This is a genomic window from Methylotenera sp. (assembly GCF_029945535.1).
Taxonomy (GTDB): Bacteria; Pseudomonadota; Gammaproteobacteria; order Burkholderiales; family Methylophilaceae; genus Methylotenera.
The window spans coordinates 71,173-91,804 of record NZ_JAQSCU010000014.1 but is presented as its reverse complement, the minus strand read 5'-3'; the positions used below and the strand labels follow the sequence as shown (position 1 = coordinate 91,804).

At 42.1% G+C, this 20,632-nt stretch carries 19 protein-coding genes; 12 read left to right on the top strand and 7 right to left on the bottom strand.

Annotation, left to right across the window (positions count from 1 at the left end):
• Positions 1 to 41: 41 nt before the first annotated feature.
• The 10 genes from PSU72_RS11360 (at position 42) to PSU72_RS11315 (ending at position 9,427) form a co-directional block, all read left to right on the top strand.
• Positions 42 to 842 carry an undecaprenyl-diphosphate phosphatase gene (locus PSU72_RS11360; RefSeq protein WP_300432634.1) on the top strand — a complete coding sequence of 267 codons (801 nt, stop codon included), beginning with the start codon at positions 42 to 44 and terminating at the stop codon, positions 840 to 842.
• Position 843: 1 nt separating this feature from the next.
• Positions 844 to 1,485: an exopolysaccharide biosynthesis protein gene (locus tag PSU72_RS11355; RefSeq protein WP_300432633.1), complete on the top strand. Its 642-nt coding sequence runs from the start codon at positions 844 to 846 to the stop codon at positions 1,483 to 1,485.
• A 66-nt stretch (positions 1,486 to 1,551) separates the two neighbouring features.
• Positions 1,552 to 4,503: an AsmA family protein gene (locus tag PSU72_RS11350; protein WP_300432632.1), complete on the top strand. Its 2,952-nt coding sequence runs from the start codon at positions 1,552 to 1,554 to the stop codon at positions 4,501 to 4,503.
• A 121-nt stretch (positions 4,504 to 4,624) separates the two neighbouring features.
• On the top strand, positions 4,625 to 5,671 hold the full coding sequence (gene mutY, locus PSU72_RS11345) for an A/G-specific adenine glycosylase (protein WP_300432630.1): 1,047 nt from the start codon (positions 4,625 to 4,627) through the stop codon (positions 5,669 to 5,671).
• Between the two features lie 200 nt (positions 5,672 to 5,871).
• Positions 5,872 to 6,468, top strand: a complete 597-nt coding sequence (locus PSU72_RS11340; RefSeq protein ID WP_300432629.1) for a TetR/AcrR family transcriptional regulator — start codon at positions 5,872 to 5,874, stop codon at positions 6,466 to 6,468.
• A 131-nt stretch (positions 6,469 to 6,599) separates the two neighbouring features.
• Complete coding sequence (locus PSU72_RS11335) at positions 6,600 to 7,292, top strand: type 1 glutamine amidotransferase domain-containing protein (RefSeq protein WP_300432628.1); 693 nt, start codon at positions 6,600 to 6,602, stop codon at positions 7,290 to 7,292.
• Positions 7,289 to 7,582: a DUF1330 domain-containing protein gene (locus PSU72_RS11330; RefSeq protein WP_300432627.1), complete on the top strand. Its 294-nt coding sequence runs from the start codon at positions 7,289 to 7,291 to the stop codon at positions 7,580 to 7,582. The genes PSU72_RS11335 and PSU72_RS11330 overlap by 4 nt, the downstream gene beginning before the upstream one ends.
• A gap of 118 nt (positions 7,583 to 7,700) precedes the next feature.
• Positions 7,701 to 8,567, top strand: coding sequence for a DMT family transporter (locus PSU72_RS11325; protein ID WP_300432626.1), 867 nt, complete (start codon positions 7,701 to 7,703; stop codon positions 8,565 to 8,567).
• A 152-nt stretch (positions 8,568 to 8,719) separates the two neighbouring features.
• On the top strand, positions 8,720 to 9,118 hold the full coding sequence (locus PSU72_RS11320; RefSeq protein ID WP_300432625.1) for a phage holin family protein: 399 nt from the start codon (positions 8,720 to 8,722) through the stop codon (positions 9,116 to 9,118).
• Between the two features lie 3 nt (positions 9,119 to 9,121).
• Positions 9,122 to 9,427 (top strand): YqjK-like family protein, encoded by a 306-nt coding sequence (locus PSU72_RS11315; RefSeq protein WP_300432624.1) that lies wholly within the window; start codon positions 9,122 to 9,124, stop codon positions 9,425 to 9,427.
• A gap of 63 nt (positions 9,428 to 9,490) precedes the next feature.
• Here the strand turns inward: PSU72_RS11315 and PSU72_RS11310 are convergent, their stop codons facing one another.
• From PSU72_RS11310 to PSU72_RS11300, 3 genes are all read right to left on the bottom strand, one after another.
• Complete coding sequence (locus PSU72_RS11310; RefSeq protein ID WP_300432623.1) at positions 9,491 to 9,721, bottom strand: hypothetical protein; 231 nt, start codon at positions 9,719 to 9,721, stop codon at positions 9,491 to 9,493.
• 126 nt (positions 9,722 to 9,847) lie between these two features.
• Positions 9,848 to 10,399: a formaldehyde-activating enzyme gene (gene fae, locus PSU72_RS11305; RefSeq protein ID WP_300388149.1), complete on the bottom strand. Its 552-nt coding sequence runs from the start codon at positions 10,397 to 10,399 to the stop codon at positions 9,848 to 9,850.
• 81 nt (positions 10,400 to 10,480) lie between these two features.
• A complete protein-coding gene (locus tag PSU72_RS11300; protein ID WP_300432621.1) occupies positions 10,481 to 10,945 on the bottom strand; it encodes a GNAT family N-acetyltransferase in 465 nt (154 codons plus the stop codon).
• A gap of 75 nt (positions 10,946 to 11,020) precedes the next feature.
• Here PSU72_RS11300 and PSU72_RS11295 point away from each other — a divergent pair, with 75 nt between their 5' ends.
• The gene (locus tag PSU72_RS11295; RefSeq protein ID WP_300432620.1) at positions 11,021 to 11,389 is read left to right on the top strand and encodes a DoxX family protein; all 369 of its coding nucleotides are present in this window, start codon (positions 11,021 to 11,023) and stop codon (positions 11,387 to 11,389) included.
• A gap of 72 nt (positions 11,390 to 11,461) precedes the next feature.
• On the opposite strand, the gene PSU72_RS11290 is transcribed toward PSU72_RS11295, so the two are convergent.
• Positions 11,462 to 12,385, bottom strand: coding sequence for a quinoprotein relay system zinc metallohydrolase 2 (locus PSU72_RS11290; RefSeq protein WP_300432619.1), 924 nt, complete (start codon positions 12,383 to 12,385; stop codon positions 11,462 to 11,464).
• Between the two features lie 106 nt (positions 12,386 to 12,491).
• Between PSU72_RS11290 and PSU72_RS11285 the strand changes: the two genes are divergently transcribed.
• Positions 12,492 to 13,094, top strand: coding sequence for a cytochrome b (locus PSU72_RS11285; RefSeq protein WP_300432618.1), 603 nt, complete (start codon positions 12,492 to 12,494; stop codon positions 13,092 to 13,094).
• A gap of 47 nt (positions 13,095 to 13,141) precedes the next feature.
• Here PSU72_RS11285 and hemE read toward each other — a convergent pair whose 3' ends face one another.
• From hemE to PSU72_RS11270, 3 genes are all read right to left on the bottom strand, one after another.
• Positions 13,142 to 14,206, bottom strand: a complete 1,065-nt coding sequence (gene hemE, locus PSU72_RS11280) for a uroporphyrinogen decarboxylase (RefSeq protein ID WP_300432616.1) — start codon at positions 14,204 to 14,206, stop codon at positions 13,142 to 13,144.
• 129 nt (positions 14,207 to 14,335) lie between these two features.
• On the bottom strand, positions 14,336 to 15,763 hold the full coding sequence (locus PSU72_RS11275; RefSeq protein WP_300432615.1) for a glutamate synthase subunit beta: 1,428 nt from the start codon (positions 15,761 to 15,763) through the stop codon (positions 14,336 to 14,338).
• A gap of 90 nt (positions 15,764 to 15,853) precedes the next feature.
• Entirely contained in the window at positions 15,854 to 20,509 is a 4,656-nt protein-coding gene (locus PSU72_RS11270; RefSeq protein ID WP_300432614.1) for a glutamate synthase-related protein, read from the bottom strand.
• Positions 20,510 to 20,632: the final 123 nt, after the last annotated feature.

Sequence of the window (20,632 nt, the reverse complement as noted above, 5' to 3'; positions counted from 1 at the left end):
AACTGACTTAATCTAAAACTCAAACCTGTTAAAATAACCTTATGGACATATTACTCATACTAAAAGCCTTAATACTTGGTGTAGTCGAAGGCGCTACTGAATTTTTGCCAATTAGCAGCACAGGGCATTTAATTATTGTGGGTGACTTGCTGGACTTTTTAACTAAAGATAAGCGTGATGTATTTGAAATCATCATTCAACTAGGCGCCATTCTTGCCGTGATTTGGGAATACCGTATAAAATTCATTCACGTAGCAACCAATCTAAATGAAAGCAAATCACGACAATTAGTGATTAATCTATTCATTGCCTTTTTACCACTAGCAATACTAGGTTTAGCGTTTCATCATCAAATTAAAGATTTATTATTCAACCCAAAATCAGTGGCCATTGCACTCATTGTGGGCGGTTTTGTGATATTGTTTATCGAGAAGAAGCTGCCCCCAGTAAAAATTCATTCTGTTGATGATATGGATTGGAAACTTGCACTTAAAGTTGGTTTCGCACAAGCCATTGCTTTAATTCCAGGCGCTTCTAGGGCTGGTTCAACTATCATCGGCGGCATGTGTTTTGGTTTATCACGCACTGCGGCAACAGAGTTTTCATTCTTTTTAGCGATACCGGTGATGTTTGCCGCTACTTTTTATGATTTATACAAAAGTAGAGATTTACTTTCCGCTCATGATTTAACGCTGTTCTTAGCTGGGTTTGTTACAGCATTTATTGCAGCATTAATTGTGATTAAAGTATTAATCCGCTATGTTGCAAACCACGATTTTACTGCGTTTGCTTGGTATCGCATTGTTTTTGGTGCAATCGTGTTGGCCTATTTCTGGCATTAAGATGACACATACCGAGAGCGGTTATGATGATTTGGTTGCAACGCTTAATCTCTTTGCTGCTCCTGCTGCGACGGAACCATTAGCCTTTGGCACTGCGATTGATCCGCTAGGGGCTGACGCCTACACATTGACTGCAACCATTACTGTTTTACCTTTCTTGCAGCCATTCCCGTTAGGAGTATTCGCCCTAGTCGGTAGCGCAGCATTTTTGGCGCTGGGCCTACAATTATTCAGAGGCGAGCAGAATTTAAGCCTACCCAATAAAATCCGCAACTTGACTTTAAGTTTGCGTACTCGACAAGTTTTAGTCAATACTTGTTTAAAAATCATGCGCTTTTTTCATCGATTTACCAAACCACGCTTAAGGTTTTTAGTCGAAGGTAAATTAGGCCAACAAATAGGTGGCTTTATTTTCATGGCAGTTGGCGTCATCGTCGCTATCCCGTTGGCAGGCATGCCGTTTAAAAATCTATTTCCAAGTTTAGCGGTGCTGTTTTACTGCACTGGCGAAACTGAACATGACGGTTTAATGGCGATTTTTTCGCTAATTTGTATTGTTCTATCTGTTATTTTATATAGCATGGTGCTTTATATCGCTTGGAAATTTGGTGCGGCCGCGATTCACCATTTTTTCTGGAAATAGTATAAGAATTGCGCTAGTGTTAAAATTTTGTAACCCCTCTATTGATCCCTTGTAGCGAGAGTCATCATGAAAAAATTTCTTAAATATAGTTTGTATGGTGTTGGCGGCTTAATCGGCCTAGTTTTAATTGCCGTAGGCATTATTACTGCGACATTCAACCCAAATGATTACAAGCAAAAAGTGATTGATTTAGTGCAGGAGAAAAAGGAGCGCACGCTTACGCTGGATGGTGACATCAAGCTCGCTTTTTGGCCGAAAATTGGCGCAAATCTAGGCAGAGTTTCAATTTCTGAACATAAAAACAGTAAGGAGTTTGCTTCAGTCAATGGCGTTAAGGTCTCACTCGCCCTGTTACCACTACTGAAAAAAGAGTTAGTGGTAGACACTGTTTATATTGATGGTGCACAAGCCAATATCGTTAAATATAAAGACGGCACTACCAACTTTGACGACTTAATGAGTAAAGATGAAGAGTCACAAGACATTAAATTTGATATTGATGGCGTAAATGTCACTAACTCAGCCGTAAGTTATAGTGATGAAGCCACTGGCGCAAAATTCAATATTTCTAAGTTCAATCTCAAGTCTGGCCACATTGCACTGGCTGAGCCCGTAGATATTGCAACTGACTTTACCATTAGCTCAAACCAGCCTGAAATTGCAGCCAATGCCAATTTAAAAGGTAATTTTTTAGTAGACCCTGAGACCAAACATTTTGTCGCCAAAGGCTTAGATGCTGCAATAAAAGGCGACTTACTTGGCGGCAAAAATGTTGATGTAACACTGAGCGGCGACGTGGATGCCAAGCCTGAATCGCGTGAATTCTTGGTGGATAGCTTAAAGCTGGTAGGTTCTGGTCAGTTTAACGATGCAAAAATGAGCATTGAGCTTAACGCACCAAAATTAAATGCTCAAAAAGATGAAGTCACTAGCAAAAAAACTACCGTGACTTTAATGCAAGAAAAAGCCGGTGATACCTTTAAGGCAAACTTAGAGCTAGCCGACATTAAAGGTTCGCCAAAAGCATTAGAAAGTAGTGGTATTACTGGCGACATTTCTGCCGTACAAGGTAAACGCACGGTAACGGGCAAGTTCTCTTCACCGTTTAGTGGCAACCTTGAAAGCCTGATTTTCGACTTACCAAAATTGGCTGGCAACCTAGATATTAAAGATCCTAGCTTACCGAATGGTGGCATGAAAGGCTTATTCAATTTATCTGCACACACTGATATTAAAAATGAACTAGCCAATAGCAAATTTAGTTTAAATATTAATGACACCAAGCTCAATGGTGATGTTGCAGTAGCTAGCTTTAAAAAACCAAGCATTAAATTTAACTTGAGTGCGGATAAGCTAAATCTGAATAAACTATTAGCAAAATCTACCCAGGCAGAAAAACCAAGTAGCGAAAAACCTGCAGATTTAAGCGGAATGAAAAACCTATTATTAGATGGCAAGTTGAATGTGGGAAGTATTCAGTATGAAAAATTCCAAATTTCAGGTCTGAATGTCGCCATTAAAGCCGATGGTGAAAAGCTCACATTGAGCGGCTTAAATGTTAAAGTGGATGACAGCCAGATTAAAGGCAGCCTAGGTATTAGCCAACTCACCAAGCCACTTTACACCTTTGATTTAGATATTGATCAGTTAGATGTTGATAAATACGCATCAACAAACAAGACTCCGACTAAAGCTAGCAGCGACAGCAAACCACTTGATTTAAGCGCACTGAAAGCGCTTAACGCGGATGGTAACCTGCGGATTGGCAGCCTTAAATATGGTAAAACCAAAGCTTCAAATATCCGCATCGACTTAAAGGCCGATGGACAGAAGTTAAACTTGAACCCAGTCGCAGCAAAGATTGATGACAGCCAGGTAAATGCCAACGTTGGCATTTCAAGGTTTAGCGACCCGATTTATAGCTTTAATGTGAATATAGATAAGCTAGACGCCGACAGATACATCACCAAAAGTGACTCTACGGCTAAAACTAGCGGCGATGCTCCTATCGACTTATCCGCACTAAAAAAGTTGAACGCTTCAGGCGAGGCGAAAATCGGCTGGCTTAAATTGGCAAATGTTAAAACTGAGAATGTGAACCTTGGTTTAAAAGCGGAAGGAGGCGTGGCGACACTTTCACCTTTCTCTGCCAATCTGTATCAAGGTAGTATGGATGGCTTGCTAAAGGTGGATGCGCGGTCCACACCTAGTATCGCGTTCAAACAAAACATGAAAAACGTTTCGATTGGCCCTTTGTTAGTAGATTCTATCAACAATGATATGTTATCTGGCAAAGGAACTGTGAATGTTGATGTTACAGCGTCAGGCAACACTGTGGGGGCGCTTAAAAAAGCCTTATCAGGTAGTTCATCCCTTAGTCTAACCGATGGTGCGTTAAAAGGCGTGGATATTGCTGGCAGCGTCCGTGAGCTTAAAAACAAGGTCAATATTCTTAAAACTAAAGATGCTAACGCGGATAAATCTAAGAAAACTGACTTCAGCGAACTCACTGCTTCGTTCACCATTAAAAATGGCGTAGCGCATAACGAAGACTTAGCCATGAAAGCGCCAATTCTAAGATTAGCTAAAGGCGATAGCCGTGGAGATGTCGATATTGGTAATGAATCAATCAATTATTTAGCCAAGCCAACCATTGTTAAATCACTCAAAGGTCAAGAGGGCGCAGATTTAGATTCTCTTGCAGGCTTTGCAATTCCGCTGAAAATTACAGGAACATTTTCCAGCCCTAAATACGGTATGGATTTTGCAGCTATTGGCACCGCGCTTGCACAGTCTAAGTTGCTAGATAAAGTGGGTGGCGACAAAGCTACTGCTGTCAAAGACTTACTTGGTGATGGGAATAAAGTAGATGCGCTGAGCGGCTTACTCGGTAAGAAAAAACCAACAGATACTACAACTACGCCAGCAACAACCGATGCAGCCGCAAAACCTGCTGAAGAACCTAAATCTGCAGAAGATAAAGCCAAATACAAACTTAAAAAATTACTTAAATTCTAAGTTTAAAATTTCAGCTTTAAACGCTTAAGCATTTAATTAATTTATATCACTCATGTAGGTTGTACGATTCATTCGTATAACCTGCGCATCAACACGCTAGCTTCATTTAAGGTTTCACTGAATGTCTGATTTTGCAAATCGCCTCATTGCATGGCAAAAAATACATGGGCGGCACGATTTACCTTGGCAAAATACTGTAGATCCATATGCAATTTGGGTATCTGAAATCATGCTGCAACAAACGCAAGTGACGGCAGTCATTGGCTATTACAGTAAATTCATGAAACGCTTTCCAAATATCGCAAGCTTGGCAAATGCAACGCAAGATGAAGTGCTACAACATTGGAGTGGTCTAGGCTATTACTCAAGAGCGCGGAATTTACAAAATGCTGCAGTGACCATAATGGATGAGCATAAGGGACAATTTCCGCAAAACTTTGAGACAATTCAAACGCTGTCTGGCATAGGTCGTTCCACCGCAGCAGCCATTGCATCATTCGCCTTTAATCAAGTACAAACTATTCTAGATGGCAACGTAAAGCGCGTACTGGCTAGGCACTTTTTAGTTGAAGGCTGGCCAAGCTCACCTAAAGTCGAAAAAGAACTATGGCTACTTGCTGAAAAGTTATTGCCAGAACAAGGCATGGTGGCGTACACCCAAGGCTTAATGGATTTAGGCGCGACACTTTGTACCAGAAGCAAGCCAAAGTGCGGCAATTGCCCATTAAACGACAGCTGCATAGCACTTCAAACACAACGCGTACATGAATTACCCACCCCCAAGCCACGCAAAACCATTCCAGAGAAACATACCACCATGCTGATATTGCGTCGCGGCGATGAAATACTGCTCGAAAAACGTCCTTCTACTGGTATTTGGGGAGGCTTATGGAGTTTTCCTGAAGCTGAGAATAGCCAAGATATTGAAGCCCTAGCGCTGGAAAAGTTTGGAGTAATTGCTGAAAATGATATTAGCTTACCCAATTTAACACACGTTTTTACGCACTTTAAGCTGCACATTCGCCCCCAAACTTTGCAAGTGGTAAAACTAAACCCTCAAGTGAACCAAGCTGCGCATATGTGGCTAAGCATCGAAGACGCAATTGGCGCAGCTATTCCAACGCCTATACGTAAAATTCTACTCAGTATGCAAAAGTCGCTACTTTAATCACTTAAATTTAAACTATTCACTTGTCGTTGCTTAGCAACCTCGACTGCAGTCTCTCTGCTGCAAAGCTTAGCTCCTGCCAGATATTTTCTCTTCATATTTTACAAATTAATTAAATCAATTTCAAATTCATAAAATAAATATTATATAACCACAAAAAATTACTAGACAACCGGTCTACTAGTTGATAAAGTAGCCACATGAATACTGAAAATAACAACCTTGATGTCCGTCAGCACACGCTAGAAACTGCTCAGAGAATTATTAGCAGAAAGGGCTATTCTGCCGTAGGTCTCAATGAGATCCTAACAGCGGCTGACGTGCCTAAAGGCTCATTCTATTACTACTTTAAATCCAAAGACGCATTTGGTGAGGCAATGCTTCAGAATTACTTTGAAAATTATCTTGCTACTATGGACACAATTTTTAGTGCTGCGAATCAGACTATGGCTCAGCGCCTTTTGAATTACTGGGCACACTGGTTGGATTCACAAGAGTCTTTCGATTGCCAAGGCAAGTGCTTAGCAGTTAAATTAGCTGCTGAGGTCGCTGACTTGTCTGAAGCCATGCGATTAGCAATTAAATCAGGTACTACAGGTATTATTAATCGATTGGCAGATGTCATTGATGCTGGAGTAGCTGATGGCTCATTGAATATTGAAGCCGATGCCAACAGCTTGGCTCAGACGCTTTATCAGTTGTGGCTAGGCGCGAGTTTAATGGCTAAGATTACTCGAAGTATGGACCCCATGAAGAATGCGATGGCTGCTACAAGAAAGATTTTGCATTTGGAGTAAGTAGCACTCAATTATTCAAACTAAATATTCTTAGCTTGAATATTTTTTTAATCAAATAATATACGACTGGTCTAATTGTTGGGTGGATCAGAAGTATCTAGTTATCCCAACTTGTTAAAAGGTGTCATCATATGAAAATTCTTACTGTATTAACTTCACACGACCAATTGGGCGAAACAGGCCGTAAAACAGGCTTTTGGCTAGAAGAGCTAGCTGCGCCATACTATGTATTTAAGGACGCAGGGGCTGAAGTCGTTTTAGCTTCACCTAAGGGAGGTCAACCACCGCTAGACCCTAAAAGTAATGAGCCTGACTTTCAAACCGATGCCACACATAGGTTTGAAGCTGACCCAGAGGCACAGTCTGCACTTGCCAGCACCATACCCTTGCAGTCGATAAATATTGAGGATTTCGATGCGATATTTTATCCGGGCGGTCATGGGCCATTATGGGATCTGGCTGAGGATATAAACTCTATCAAGTTACTAGCCAGCGCATTAGCTAGTAATAAACCTGTCGCGTTGGTGTGTCATGCACCTGGCGTTCTAAGGCATGTTAAAAATCCAGAGGGTACGCCAGTAGTGTATGGCAAGAAAGTTACTGGCTTTAAGAATTCAGAGGAAGCCGCAGTTGGATTATCAGAAATTGTGCCGTTCTTGGTAGAAGATGAACTAATCAGTAAAGGTGGGCAGTATTCCAGCGCTTCTGATTGGGCGTCTTATGTTGTCAAGGACGGTAATCTGATTACTGGGCAAAATCCTGCCTCTTCTGCAGAGGCGGCTAGACAGCTGTTACTTCTCACAAGTGAAAGTGTTCGAGTATGAGTGCTTATGTTGTCATGATAAGAGAGCATACGCTGGATCAAGGAGAAATGACGCAGTATGCCAAGCTAGCCACGTTAGCGCGAGATGGGCATGAGGTCAAGCCCTTGGCTAGATATGGCGCCATGGAAATTCTGGAAGGCGCTAATGCAGAAGGTTGTTTGATACATCGATTCCCAACAACCAAAGATGCACAGAGTTGGTATCACAGCGCCAAGTATCAAGAGGCAATAAAACATCGCCACAAGGGTGCTGAGTACCGTGTTTTAATAGTTGAGGGAGTGAGAGATTAACAACCTTTCATATTTTTGTTTGGTTACAGCGAGCTATAAAATCATATTTATCTTGCTGTAGCCTGCCTCAATAATTTTCAGCGATTACAATTTTTCAAAGCTTTACGGACTATACATTATGGGCAATATTAAAACTTACCTGATGGCTACGATGGCAGCAGTATTTTGGGGAGCAAACTTCAATTTAGCTAAACCTGTTGTGGACGAAATGGGGCCTTATGTTGCAGGCGCTAGCCGCTATATTTTAGCCGCAGCCATTATGCTGCTAATTACACAGATTAGAAAAGAGACCATTCCATTACGATACTTGAGAACTTATTTAACCTTGGGGGTTGTAGGCGTTTTTGGGTTCAATCTTTTTTTCTTTCTTGGCATGGAAACGACCTCGGCTATCAATGGTGCGCTAATCATGGCATTAAACCCATTATTGACGGCTATTCTAGCTTATCTAATTCTGAATGAAAGACCATCAAAACGACAAATGACTGCTTTTCCTATTGGGGTGGCAGGCGTAGCTATCGTTGTGCTTGGTGCTGGTGCACACCTGAAAATTTCAATTGGAGACCTTTACATATTAGTAGCCAATTTAAGCTGGGCGCTCTATAACGTGCTGGTGCGTAAAATGATGCCTAAGGATGTAAGTGGGATTGCAAATACAGCTGGCATCATGACTGTCGGGGCAATGGCATTAAGTCTTGCGGCAATCTTGCATGGTGATAGTTTTGTGGTGCCGACAGCCTCTACAAGCGCCTCACTAATCATGATGACCGTTGGAGGAGGTGTCTTGGCTTATCTTTTCTGGAACGCGAGTATTGCTAAATTAGGCATATCAAAAGCCGCGATTTTTATGAATCTGGTACCGGTCACTTCAATGGTTATCGCAACGATTCAAAGCATACCGCCAAATCACGCACAGATATTAGGAGCCATCTTAGTGATTAGTGCGGTTACCTTTAGCTCATTTTCGCAATCTAAATCCGCTTAAGGCTAAAGCGGTAGCTTAAGTAAGCCTTCTCTATACAAAGCCCTTTTGTTTTTTAAATCAAGCCTAAGTAATTATCATCAGACTAAGATAAACTTAACACCTTGCACACATAAACAGGTTATTTGAATTCTATTTTCAAATGAATATACTAAATGACTGAAGAAACCAAAACTGATGATGAAGGCTTAATTGCCTCAGTGAAAAATATCGCCACAACCTTGCTGGCGCTCACACGTACACGTTTAGAGCTGCTCTCTACAGACTTAGAAGAGGGCTGGCTTCGGCTTGTATCACTCTTAGTCACAGCTTTTGTCGCATTGTTCTGCCTTTGTTTCGGCATGGTGTTATTAGCTATTTTCATTATCGTGCTGCTTTGGGATACGCATAGATTATTGATATTAGGCTCATTAACGGCCATATTCATTACGGCTGGCATCGTGTTATGTGTGCTCGCAATACGCGCACTCAAAGCTATGCCGCGCTTATTTGAAACGAGCATTATTGAACTGGCAAAAGACCAAAAACAGCTCGATACTGACAAGTCGATTTAGAAGATGAAGAAGAAGCTAGCCTCAATTGCTGAACGACGCCAGTTGCTGGTAGCGCAAGCTGAACAACAGCGTATAGCATTGGCAAAGCACATACAGCCACTAAAAGGTGGTCTGACGCTTGCTGATAAAAGCCTAAACATCGTACGCTATGTTAAAAAGCACCCCATACTCATTATGGGATTAGTGAGCTTAATTGGCTTGCTTAAGCCGATGGGGGCGGCTAAGTGGATGCGTCGGAGTTGGATTGCGTCTTTAGCAATGCGTGGCCTGCGAGCTTGGTTAACTAAAACACCGCCAACAAAAACTTAAGTATTTTTTAAAAGTAATACTTGATAAGAAGAATAAAAAAAGCGACCTAGGTCGCTTTTCTATTTAGTGAAACCTTGCTTGTAATATTTTATCTGCCAACATTTGAAAACGCGGTGAAACAAACTCTTTAGTTTGTGTACCTGCGTCTACAATATTCAACAGCTCTTCAATTGCAGATCTAAATCCCAACTCAAATAACCAGTAATCAGATTGATCAATCGCAGACTTTTTATCTGCGTTTACATCTTCACAAAGTCGCTCAAATGCTTCCATACATGCGTTATATTCAGCCATATTCACTCCCGATTTATGACACGGATATTTCATCATAGCAAATTTTAATTAAAACTGACTAATCTTTACAACACCTTGTTTGTGGCTATTGATTCAACACTGACTATTCAAAGCTAAATGGGGAAATTAAATCTCGCCCCAGCTCTCTTCCCACATGCAGTGTTTGATTTTTTTGCGGTTTGCAATCAACTCATCAATAGTTGGCTCATCGTTCAGTGCACGTTTAAGTGCTAATTTAATTGCTTCGTAGTTGTTTTTGTACATGTCAGCTTTATCTAAAGTACCCGCCTTTTCTAACTCGATACAACCTGGATCAATCCATAATAATGCAACGATACATAAATCATTTACTTGGTCTTTAGGAATAATGCCTTCAATAACAGCATCCAAAATACCATCAGCTACACCTGCTTGAACCACGCCACCAAACAAACCCACATCAGTGCTGCCTTTTAAAGTTACTTTTGGCACCATCATGCAAGCTGGGCGTACTAATTGGTTGATATCACGCACCGCAAACATTGCAGTGTGACCTTTACTTTGCGCCATCATATTAGCAAACGCTTGTCCAACAGGGCCATCTACACTGCCGATTAAGATTTCAGGCATAGCCGCAGTCACGTCTTTACCTTCAGAATAAACAGTTGCCTCACCAGCTTTAAACACGATTTTTGACATAATTTTCTCTTTGATGATATTAAATAAAACGCTATTTTACCAAAGGCTTAGCCTTAGTTTCAATTTAATTGCGAAAGTTAGCTATAAATCTAGTCGCATATCTACGTGCGGAATATTTACATCGCAATATTCATCACTGATTTGTTTAAATCCAGCTTTTTGATAAAAATGAATGGCATGCGTTTGCGCGGATAAATAAATACTTTTACTGCCACATTCTTTGCAAAAACTAATGGCTTTTTGCAGCAGAGCTGCTCCCAGCCCAACACCTCGCCATTGCTTTATCACCGCCATGCGGCCAATTTTTTGATAATGAATGATGCGCAAACAAGCGATAGGCTGATTTTCATATGTAGCTAACAAATGCACAGCGCTGGCATCAATATCGTCCCACTCAAACTCAGGCGTCACAAATTGCTCTTCTATAAATACTGGCGTTCTAACGGCGCGCAGTTCACTTTCTGCCGTTTGCCAAGTCACTTGTTGAATCGTGACTTTTGAAAGTATCTTAGGTGAAATTTTCGTATGATTAGATTTTGGTGGCATTTAGATAAGCTTGCGAAATTAGAATGTTCAGTGCATTATTCAGGCTATAAATTTTTGACTCATCGAAAGTGTCTTATGCAACGTTATTTAACAGCTCTTGCCCGCATTTTACTCGCACAAGTTTTTTTATTACAAGTGACCATGCTCATGGTTGGATTTTTTAGCAATCCCGATGGTTATGCACAATATCAAGCTGGTTTAGGCAGCTTGGGCTTACCTGGTATTTTTGCACCATTAATTATTTTGATTCAATTAGTTGGCGGATTAGCACTTTTCTTTGGTTATAAAACTAAGTTTTTTGCCTTATTCATGGCGATTTATGCCGTAATCATTTCTGTTTTACTACATTTGCCAGTGCTGCAATACTTAGCCATTGCAGGCGGTTTGCTAATGCTTTATTTAAATCCGGTGACATCTTGCAGTGTAGACAGCTTGAAAAAATAATCAGGTATCTCACTCAAAAAAGCGGCTATATGCCGCTTTTTTATTACCTAGATTTTAACTGCCATTTCAGTATTATTCCCATTCCAGCGCAGGGTAAATCGTATTCACATTGCGCCTATTAGCGATATCAAACAACAGCCACTTGCCTTTTTCAGACGCAGCTGCAGTATTCATGGTGGACTCCATACTCTCGCCTTTTTTAATGCTAGCGCGTATATCCGTTAAAAGTATCGTTAAATAACGCTCATCATTATTCAGCGCCACTATCCAGTCTTTAGTGACGGGTCCATGCCCAGGAACGACTTGTTTAGCTGGGCTATTTTTCAGCTTTTGCACTTCTGTGATTAGACCTTTGATATCACCCTCTAAGACTGGCGTGCGCTCGATAAACAACAAATCACCTGTGAATAATGTACCTGCCTTACTTTCAATCACTGAAACATCAGTATTGGTGTGCGCTACTGGATGCGCTGTGAGCGTTAATTTTCTATCACCTAAATCGAGTTCTAACGTAGTTTTAACAGTCATTGTAGGTTTAACAAGCTCGCTGGCTTGTGCATCCGAACCCAACAATCTGGCGTTTAATTTGGCATAAGCTTCATGGCGTAACTCCATAGCGTTTGCCAGTTTATCATGGCCTATAAATTGTGGCTTATCATTCAGAAAAGCAGCATTGCCATAGATATGGTCAGGGTGCACATGCGTATTAATCACGTATATTACCGGTAATGGCGTGATTTTTCTTATAGCTTCGCGTAACTGCTTGCCGACTTTAAAGCTGCCGCCCGTATCAATTACCGCCACGCCTTTGCTGCCCACAATAAAGCTAGCATTGCAAATATCACCCTGATAGCCATCATCTATATCTAAATGCACACCATGATGCACATAGATACCATCACCCAGACTTTCAATGGCAAAGCTGTCATCCTGCGCTTGTACTTGCGCACAACTCACTAACGCCAAGAGGCTAAGGGTTATCATTAAAATTCGCATGATTCATTCCTGTTGATTAGATAATTGGTTAGAATGATGTGGTATTGTGGAATCTATTGCTGTGACACGTGTCACATAGGAACAAAAATTAATATACAGGAATATCATGACGATTCAAACATCTTCTCGTTACACCAAAACCGCAGTTGTACTTCATTGGCTTATCGCTATTTTTCTAGTTGGGATGTTTGTATTAGGTTGGTTTATGACTGATATTCCAAAAGAAGCGCCGAAACAAACTGCTTTTGATCTATTCGATTTAGGCGTTTACACATGGCAAGTCGCTCAAGAAATCTCACCTAGAGCTTTTTACTTCAATTTACATAAATCTTTAGGCATCACCATTTTTGCGTTGATTGCCATCCGTATCTTGTGGCGTGTTACCCACAAACCACCAGCTTTTTTAACTTCATATTCTGCAGTAGAGCGTAAAGTTGCTACTGGAACGCATCATCTTCTATATTTATTCATGGTAGTCATACCATTAACTGGTTTGTTAATGAGCATTTACGGAAAATATAGTGTTAATTGGTTTGGCATAGAGTTAATCAAAGGTGCTGACAATAAAGCCCTACGAGATTTTTTTGAAGGCTCTCACGAGTTTGTTGGTATTGTTTTATTAGTGTTAGTTGCACTCCATGTTGCGGGTGCTTTAAAACATAAGATTATTGACAAAGACGATACTTTAAAACGCATGACATTTAAGTAATAAATTATGAGCAAATAAAAAAGCCCGATTGATTCGGGCTTTTTTATTTACTGGTGATACTGTTTACTATGTTTTCTAACAGCTTCTAACATCGCTGCCGCATTCTCTGGTGGCGTCCATTGAGTAATACCGTGCCCAAGGTTAAATACGTGGCCATGACCGTGGCCATAGCTGCGAAGTACATTTTCTACCTGCTTATCAATCGCGTCAGGCGTTGATAACAAAATTGCTGGGTCTAAGTTACCTTGCAGTGCGACTTTGTCACCAACGCGTTTACGCGCTTGACCAATATCTACTGTCCAATCTAAGCCAAGTGCATCTGCGCCGATTTCAGCTTGTGCTTCTAACCACAAGGCGCCACCTTTGGTAAAGACAACACTTGGGACTTTGCGACCATCATTATCTTTAATTAAACCAGCCACAATTTTCTTCATATAATTAAGCGAGAACTCAATATAGGCATCGTGTGAAAGTGCGCCGCCCCATGAGTCAAAGATCATTACGGCTTGAGCACCCGCGGCTATTTGCGCATTGAGGTACTGAATGACAGTTTGCGCGGTTGTCTCTAAAATATGATGCAATAAATCTGGGCGAGCGTAGGCTATTTTTTTTATAGTTAAAAAGTCTGTGCCACCTTTGCCTTCTACCATATAGGTGGCTAGCGTCCAAGGGCTACCGGTGAATCCAATCAAAGGTACTCGGCCATCTAATGTTTTGCGAATTTGCGCTACGGCATCAAACACGTATTGCAATTTAGCCATATCTGGTACTTCTAGCTTTTGAATTTCAGCTTCTTCACGTAATGTGCGCTCAAATTTCGGGCCTTCGCCTTCTTCAAAATATAAACCTAAACCCATTGCGTCTGGCACAGTAAGAATATCAGAGAACAAAATTGAAGCATCTAAAAGCGGATAGCGATCTAGCGGCTGAATCGTTACTTCAGTCGCGAAATCAGGGCTTTTACACAACTGCAAAAAACTACCCGCAGTTTTGCGGCTTTCACGGTATTCTGGTAAATAACGTCCCGCTTGGCGCATCATCCACACTGGCGTGTACTCAGTTGGTTGGCGCATTAGCGCTTTTAAGAACGTATCGTTTTTTAATTCACTCATTGTGTTAACCTAATATTCTACTCATAAAAAAGGACGCAAAATAATCTACTTCGCGTCCTTTGTGTCTAATCATCGTTCATAAACTTGGATTAGAAATTGCATTTTCACTGCAGCTTACCTTGGCAATACTCAGCGTGGCAATGTAGAAGAGCCCATTAAAAACTCATCCACAGCTTTAGCCGCTTGGCGACCTTCACGAATCGCCCAAACCACCAAGGATTGTCCACGGCGAACATCGCCGGCTGCAAACACTTTTGTTTTGCTGGTTTTATAGCTCTCAGCGCCTTCAGTAGTAGCTTTTGCGTTACCGCGAGCGTCTTTTTCTACACCAAAAACTTCAAGCAATTTTTGGACAGGTGATACAAAGCCCATTGCTAATAACACTAAATCAGCTTTGATTGTGAACTCCGAATCAGCCATTTCCACCATTTTGCCATTGACCCACTCAACTTTAGCGCCTTTTAAAGCAACGACTTTACCGTTCTCACCGATTAACTCTTTAGTGGTGATAGACCAATCACGGCTGACGCCTTCTTCATGTGAGCTTGAAGTGCGCATTTTGAGTGGCCAGTTTGGCCAAACGAGCTCTTTGTTTTCTTTTTCTGGTGGTTGTGGCATTAATTCGAATTGCGTAATACTTAACGCGCCGTGACGGTTTGAAGTGCCTACACAGTCTGAACCTGTATCACCACCGCCAATTACAACAACGTTCTTATTGCTCGCCATTACTTGATTTACAACAGTATCGCCAGCCACCACTTGGTTTTGCGGTGTTAAAAAATCCATGGCATACATCACGCCATCTAACTCACGACCTTTTACTGGTAAATCACGTGGATATTCGGCACCACCAGCTAAAATTACTGCATCAAACTCAGCGAGCAAGTCATCAGCGTTTACGTTCTCGCCTACATTTTGATTAACGCGGAACTCAACGCCTTCGGCTTCCATCTGCGTCATACGACGATCAATGTGTAATTTTTCCATTTTGAAATCTGGAATACCATAACGAAGCAAGCCACCAATACGGCTATTTTTTTCTAACAGCACTACACTATGACCTACGCGTGCCAATTGTTGCGCAGCAGCCATACCCGCTGGGCCTGAACCGACGATTGCGACTTTTTTACCAGTTTTATGCGCAGGAATTTGTGGCGTTACCCAATCATTTTCCCAAGCTTTATCAATAATCGCGTGTTCAATAGACTTAATACCAACTGCATCCGCGTTGATGTTCAGCGTACAAGCCGCTTCGCAAGGTGCTGGACAGATACGGCCCGTAAACTCAGGAAAGTTATTGGTTGAATGCAGCACATCAATCGCTGCTTTCCAATCTTGGTTATACACCAAGTCGTTAAAATCAGGGATGATATTATTGACAGGACAACCCGTAGTACAAAATGGAATACCGCAATCCATGCAGCGCGCACCTTGCTGTTTAGCCTCTGCATCGCTTAAATGTAATACAAACTCTTTGTAATTTTTAACGCGGTCAGTCACTGGCAGATTTGCTTCAGCCAGTCTATCGTATTCCATGAAACCTGTTACTTTGCCCATACTAATAAGCCCTTACCCATATTTAATTTTTTTGCATTGCGCATACTGTTGTTTTTAACAAGCAATTATTTAGCCAACTTTACGTCGCTGCTAAGCTGCAACCAGTGCTTTATCTTCAGCCATTTCAATTAATGCACGTTTATATTCATTTGGCATCACTTTAACAAACTTAGTTCTGTAGTTTGCCCAATCAGCCAACATCGCAATAGCACGAACACTGCCAGTATATTTAGCGTGATTTTCAATCAATGATTTCAGTGTAATTTCATCTGGTTGATCTAGATGATGTACTTTACCTACGCTTGCATCTGCGCTTTCCACTTTTTCAAGCGCAACCATGCTCATGTTGCAGCGTTTAGCAAATAGGCCATCTTCGTCATACACATATGCCACGCCACCGCTCATACCTGCTGCAAAGTTTTGACCTGTAACACCAAGCACTACAACCGTGCCACCAGTCATGTATTCACAACCATGATTACCAACGCCTTCAACTACCGCAGATGCGCCTGAGTTGCGTACGCAGAAGCGCTCACCTGCAACGCCACGGAAATAGCTTTCACCAGTAGTTGCACCGTACATAACGGTATTACCGATAATAATATTTTCATGCGCGATACCGCGGAACGCCACTGGCGGTTTGATGATAATACGTCCGCCACATAAGCCTTTACCCACGTAATCGTTACCTTCGCCAGTCAGTTCAAACGTAATGCCTTTGGCTAAGAATGCTGCAAAACTTTGACCAGAAGTACCTGTAAAGTTAACGTGTATCGTGTCATCAGGCAAGCCTGCATGACCATAACGCGTAGCAACTTGATTAGACAACATAGTACCTACAGTACGATTTGTATTAGAAATTGCTATGTCTAACACTACTTTTGCGCCAGTTTCTAAGGCCGTATTAGCCAAACTGACTAATTTGTTATCTAGCGCATTCACCAAGCCATGGTCTTGCACGTCATTATTTTTACGTGATACGCTCGCAGGCATTTCTGGCAGATGGAACACTTTAGCGAAATCTAAACCTTGAATTTTCCAGTGGTCGATACCTGCTTGCATGTTTAGTAAATCTGCACGACCAATTAAGTCGTCAAATTTAGCAACACCGATAGAAGCCATTAACTCGCGCACTTCTTCAGCAACAAAGAAGAAGTAATTCACTACATGTTCAGGTTGACCAGTAAAGCGTTTACGTAATTCTGGGTCTTGTGTTGCCACGCCTACAGGGCAAGTATTCAGATGACATTTACGCATCATGATACAGCCTTCAACCACTAGCGGCGCGGTAGCAAAACCGAATTCATCAGCACCTAGTAAAGCACCAATCACAACATCGCGACCGGTTTTAATTTGACCATCGACTTGCAGTACAACGCGACCGCGCAGTTGATTAAGTACTAATGTTTGCTGTGTTTCAGCTAGGCCTATTTCCCATGGACCGCCAGCGTGTTTCACTGATGAAATTGGTGATGCACCTGTACCGCCATCATGACCGGCAATCACGATATGGTCTGATTTAGCTTTAGCAACACCAGCTGCAACCGTACCGACGCCAGTTTCAGCGACTAATTTAACTGAAATAGACGCTTTAGGATTTGCGTTTTTCAAGTCATGAATCAGCTGCGCCAAATCTTCAATTGAATAGATATCATGGTGCGGAGGAGGAGAAATCAAACCCACGCCAGGTACTGAGAAACGCAATTTCGCGATGTATTCAGATACCTTGTGGCCAGGTAATTGGCCACCTTCACCAGGTTTAGCCCCTTGCGCCATTTTGATTTGAATCTGATCAGCAGAAGCCAAGTACTCAGCCGTTACACCAAAGCGACCTGAAGCCACTTGTTTGATGCGTGAGCGCATTGAGTCGCCCGCTTTGAGCGGAATATCTTTCACAATCACATCGCTGCCAATGACTTTCGCCATGGTCGTGTCTGTGGCTACAGGAATAAAGCGTTTCGCATCTTCACCACCTTCACCAGTGTTAGATTTACCGCCAATGCGGTTCATGGCAATGGCTAAAGTTGCGTGTGCTTCAGTAGAGATTGAACCCAGCGACATCGCACCAGTCGCAAAGCGTTTAACGATTTCTTTGGCTGATTCTACTTGATCAAGCGGAATTGCTGCGCCTACTGATTTAATCTCAAACAAACCACGCAAGGTCATGTGACGACGTGTTTGGTCATTGATTAACTTCGCATATTCTTTATAAGTATCGTATTGACCTGTGCGAGTTGCGTGCTGCAATTTAGCAATAGAATCTGGCGTCCACATGTGTTCTTCGCCACGCACTCTAAATGCGTACTCGCCGCCAGCATCTAAGCTATTGGCCAACACTGGATCTTCACCAAATGCTGACGTGTGCAAACGTTCAGCTTCTTCAGCCACTTGGTCTAAGCCAATGCCTTCAACATTGGTAGTGGTACCGGTAAAGTATTTTTCTACAAAAGCCGTGTTTAAGCCAATGGCCTCAAATTTCTGGGCTCCACAGTATGACTGATAAGTAGAAATACCCATTTTTGACATGACTTTATATAAGCCTTTGCCAACCGCTTTAACAAAGTTCTTAGCGGCTGCATACGGGTCTTTAACATCCATATGTTTAATGGTTTCAAATGCCAACCATGGGCAAACTGCCTCAGCACCATAACCTGCAAGCAAAGCAAAGTGATGCACTTCACGTGCAGAACCAGTATCGATGACCAAGCCGGTACTTGTTCGCAGTCCAGCATCCACTAAATGCTCATGCGTTGCAGAACAAGCCAGCAATGCTGGAATCGCTAGGCGATCTGCACTGATATTTCTATCTGAAAGAATCAGAATATTAAAGCCACTTTTCACTGCATTTTCAGCCGCGCTAGTTATGCTAGCAACTGCTGCTGCCATGCCAGCCTTACCCTGTGTTGCTGGATAAGTAATATCTAACACTAATGATTTATATTGGTTTTGTGTAAGTGTAGCAATCGCTTTCAATTGCTCCAACTCATCTAACATCAATACAGGTTGGCTCGCCTCTAAACGCATTGGAGGCGTTGCTTCATCCACGCCTAATAAGTTTGGTTTTGGGCCAATGAAGGTTACCAATGACATCACCAACTCTTCACGAATTGGGTCAATTGGCGGGTTAGTTACTTGTGCGAATAATTGTTTGAAGTAGTTATAAAGTAGTTTTGGTTTAGCAGATAAGACTGGCAGCGCCGCGTCATTACCCATTGAACCAGCGCCTTCTTCGCCGTTTTGCACCATAGGCTGCATCACGAATTTGAGATCTTCTTGTGTATAGCCAAAAGCTTGTTGCGTATCTAGCAGGCTTGCCGCCATCTCTAGACCGCCATCAACTTTAGGCATGTCGCTTAAGAAATAACGTGTTTTCTCAATCCATTGTTTGTAAGGCTTAGCCGTTGCAAGTGCGCTTTTCACTTCTGCATCGCCAATAATACGGCCTTGCTCAGTATCAATCAGCAACATTTTGCCTGGCTCTAAGCGCCACTTTTTAACGATTTTCTCTTGCGGGAATGTCAACACACCCATCTCAGACGCCATCATTACAAGGTCATCTTCCGTTACTAAATAACGCGCTGGACGCAAACCGTTACGGTCTAAAGTTGCACCAATCATGCGACCATCGGTAAATGCTACAGCAGCAGGGCCATCCCATGGCTCCATCAAGGCAGCGTGATACTCATAGAATGCGCGACGCTCTTCGTCCATCAAGGCATTATTACTCCAAGCTTCTGGAATCAACATCATCATCGCGTGCGGCAATGAGTAACCACCAGCCACTAGCAACTCTAAACAATTATCAAAACAAGCTGAGTCAGATTGACCGTCTACAATTAGCGGCCATAGTTTTTCTAAATCTTCACCAATCAGGCTAGATTTCATCGTCTCATGACGCGCTGCCATCCAGTTAACGTTACCTTTAACTGTATTAATTTCACCGTTATGTGCAATCATGCGGAATGGATGCGCCAAGTCCCAAGCTGGGAAGGTATTGGTAGAAAAACGCTGGTGCACTAGCGCCAAAGCTGAAACTATCGTTTCATCGTTTAAATCTGTGTAATAAACACCCACTTCATTAGCAAGCAACATACCCTTGTAAACAATGGTGCGTGAAGATAATGATGGAATATAGAACGTGGCTTTATCTTGCAAATTCAGCGCGCGAACTGCATGTTCTATGCGTTTGCGGATGACAAATAATTTGCGTTCAAAAACGTTCTGATCTGCAGTTGTGGCGCCTACAATGAGTTGACGCATAGTCGGCTCAACATCACGCGCAGCTTGAGCAATATTGCTGTTATCTACTGGCACATCGCGCCAGCCGAGTAATGTTTGATTTTCTTCTGCAATGATTTTGCTGATTAAAGCTTCGCAAGCTTCACGATTTTTTGTAGCTTGCGGCAAAAATACATTAGCAACAGCGTATTGACCTGCTTCTGGAAGGGTAATTCCAAGCTTTGCGGCTTCTTTACGCATAAAAGCGTCTGGCAATTGCATAAGCAAGCCAGCGCCATCGCCCAATTTAGGGTCATAACCTGTAGCACCACGGTGGGTCAGGTTAGTTAATAATTCCAACCCTTTTTGCACAATCTCATGGCTCTTTTTGCCTTTGATATGCGCCACAAAACCTACACCACAAGCATCACGCTCGTTTGACGGGCTATATAAGCCCTGTTTAGCAGGCTGATTTGAATTCAAATTGTTTGAATTTAGGTTGTTCGAGTTACTTAAAACTGTTGCCATATTATTTAATCACAAAACATTTAGCGGAACCTTCAAGTTTACCGTTAAATGCCTATGTGTTCAATAAGATAGGGACATAAATTAGGCTGAATTTCGTTTTTTTTAATTTTTAAGCGCCTCATT

Excerpts from the sequence above, each read along its gene's own strand:
- PSU72_RS11360 (WP_300432634.1), top strand. The coding sequence starts at position 42 with ATGGACATATTACTCATACTAAAAGCCTTAATACTTGGTGTAGTCGAA.
- PSU72_RS11355 (WP_300432633.1), top strand. The coding sequence starts at position 844 with ATGACACATACCGAGAGCGGTTATGATGATTTGGTTGCAACGCTTAAT.
- PSU72_RS11350 (WP_300432632.1), top strand. The coding sequence starts at position 1,552 with ATGAAAAAATTTCTTAAATATAGTTTGTATGGTGTTGGCGGCTTAATC.
- mutY (WP_300432630.1), top strand. The coding sequence starts at position 4,625 with ATGTCTGATTTTGCAAATCGCCTCATTGCATGGCAAAAAATACATGGG.
- PSU72_RS11340 (WP_300432629.1), top strand. The coding sequence starts at position 5,872 with ATGAATACTGAAAATAACAACCTTGATGTCCGTCAGCACACGCTAGAA.
- PSU72_RS11335 (WP_300432628.1), top strand. The coding sequence starts at position 6,600 with ATGAAAATTCTTACTGTATTAACTTCACACGACCAATTGGGCGAAACA.
- PSU72_RS11330 (WP_300432627.1), top strand. The coding sequence starts at position 7,289 with ATGAGTGCTTATGTTGTCATGATAAGAGAGCATACGCTGGATCAAGGA.
- PSU72_RS11325 (WP_300432626.1), top strand. The coding sequence starts at position 7,701 with ATGGGCAATATTAAAACTTACCTGATGGCTACGATGGCAGCAGTATTT.
- PSU72_RS11320 (WP_300432625.1), top strand. The coding sequence starts at position 8,720 with ATGACTGAAGAAACCAAAACTGATGATGAAGGCTTAATTGCCTCAGTG.
- PSU72_RS11315 (WP_300432624.1), top strand. The coding sequence starts at position 9,122 with ATGAAGAAGAAGCTAGCCTCAATTGCTGAACGACGCCAGTTGCTGGTA.
- PSU72_RS11310 (WP_300432623.1), bottom strand. The coding sequence starts at position 9,721 with ATGGCTGAATATAACGCATGTATGGAAGCATTTGAGCGACTTTGTGAA.
- fae (WP_300388149.1), bottom strand. The coding sequence starts at position 10,399 with ATGTCAAAAATCGTGTTTAAAGCTGGTGAGGCAACTGTTTATTCTGAA.
- PSU72_RS11300 (WP_300432621.1), bottom strand. The coding sequence starts at position 10,945 with ATGCCACCAAAATCTAATCATACGAAAATTTCACCTAAGATACTTTCA.
- PSU72_RS11295 (WP_300432620.1), top strand. The coding sequence starts at position 11,021 with ATGCAACGTTATTTAACAGCTCTTGCCCGCATTTTACTCGCACAAGTT.
- PSU72_RS11290 (WP_300432619.1), bottom strand. The coding sequence starts at position 12,385 with ATGCGAATTTTAATGATAACCCTTAGCCTCTTGGCGTTAGTGAGTTGT.
- PSU72_RS11285 (WP_300432618.1), top strand. The coding sequence starts at position 12,492 with ATGACGATTCAAACATCTTCTCGTTACACCAAAACCGCAGTTGTACTT.
- hemE (WP_300432616.1), bottom strand. The coding sequence starts at position 14,206 with ATGAGTGAATTAAAAAACGATACGTTCTTAAAAGCGCTAATGCGCCAA.
- PSU72_RS11275 (WP_300432615.1), bottom strand. The coding sequence starts at position 15,763 with ATGGGCAAAGTAACAGGTTTCATGGAATACGATAGACTGGCTGAAGCA.
- PSU72_RS11270 (WP_300432614.1), bottom strand. The coding sequence starts at position 20,509 with ATGGCAACAGTTTTAAGTAACTCGAACAACCTAAATTCAAACAATTTG.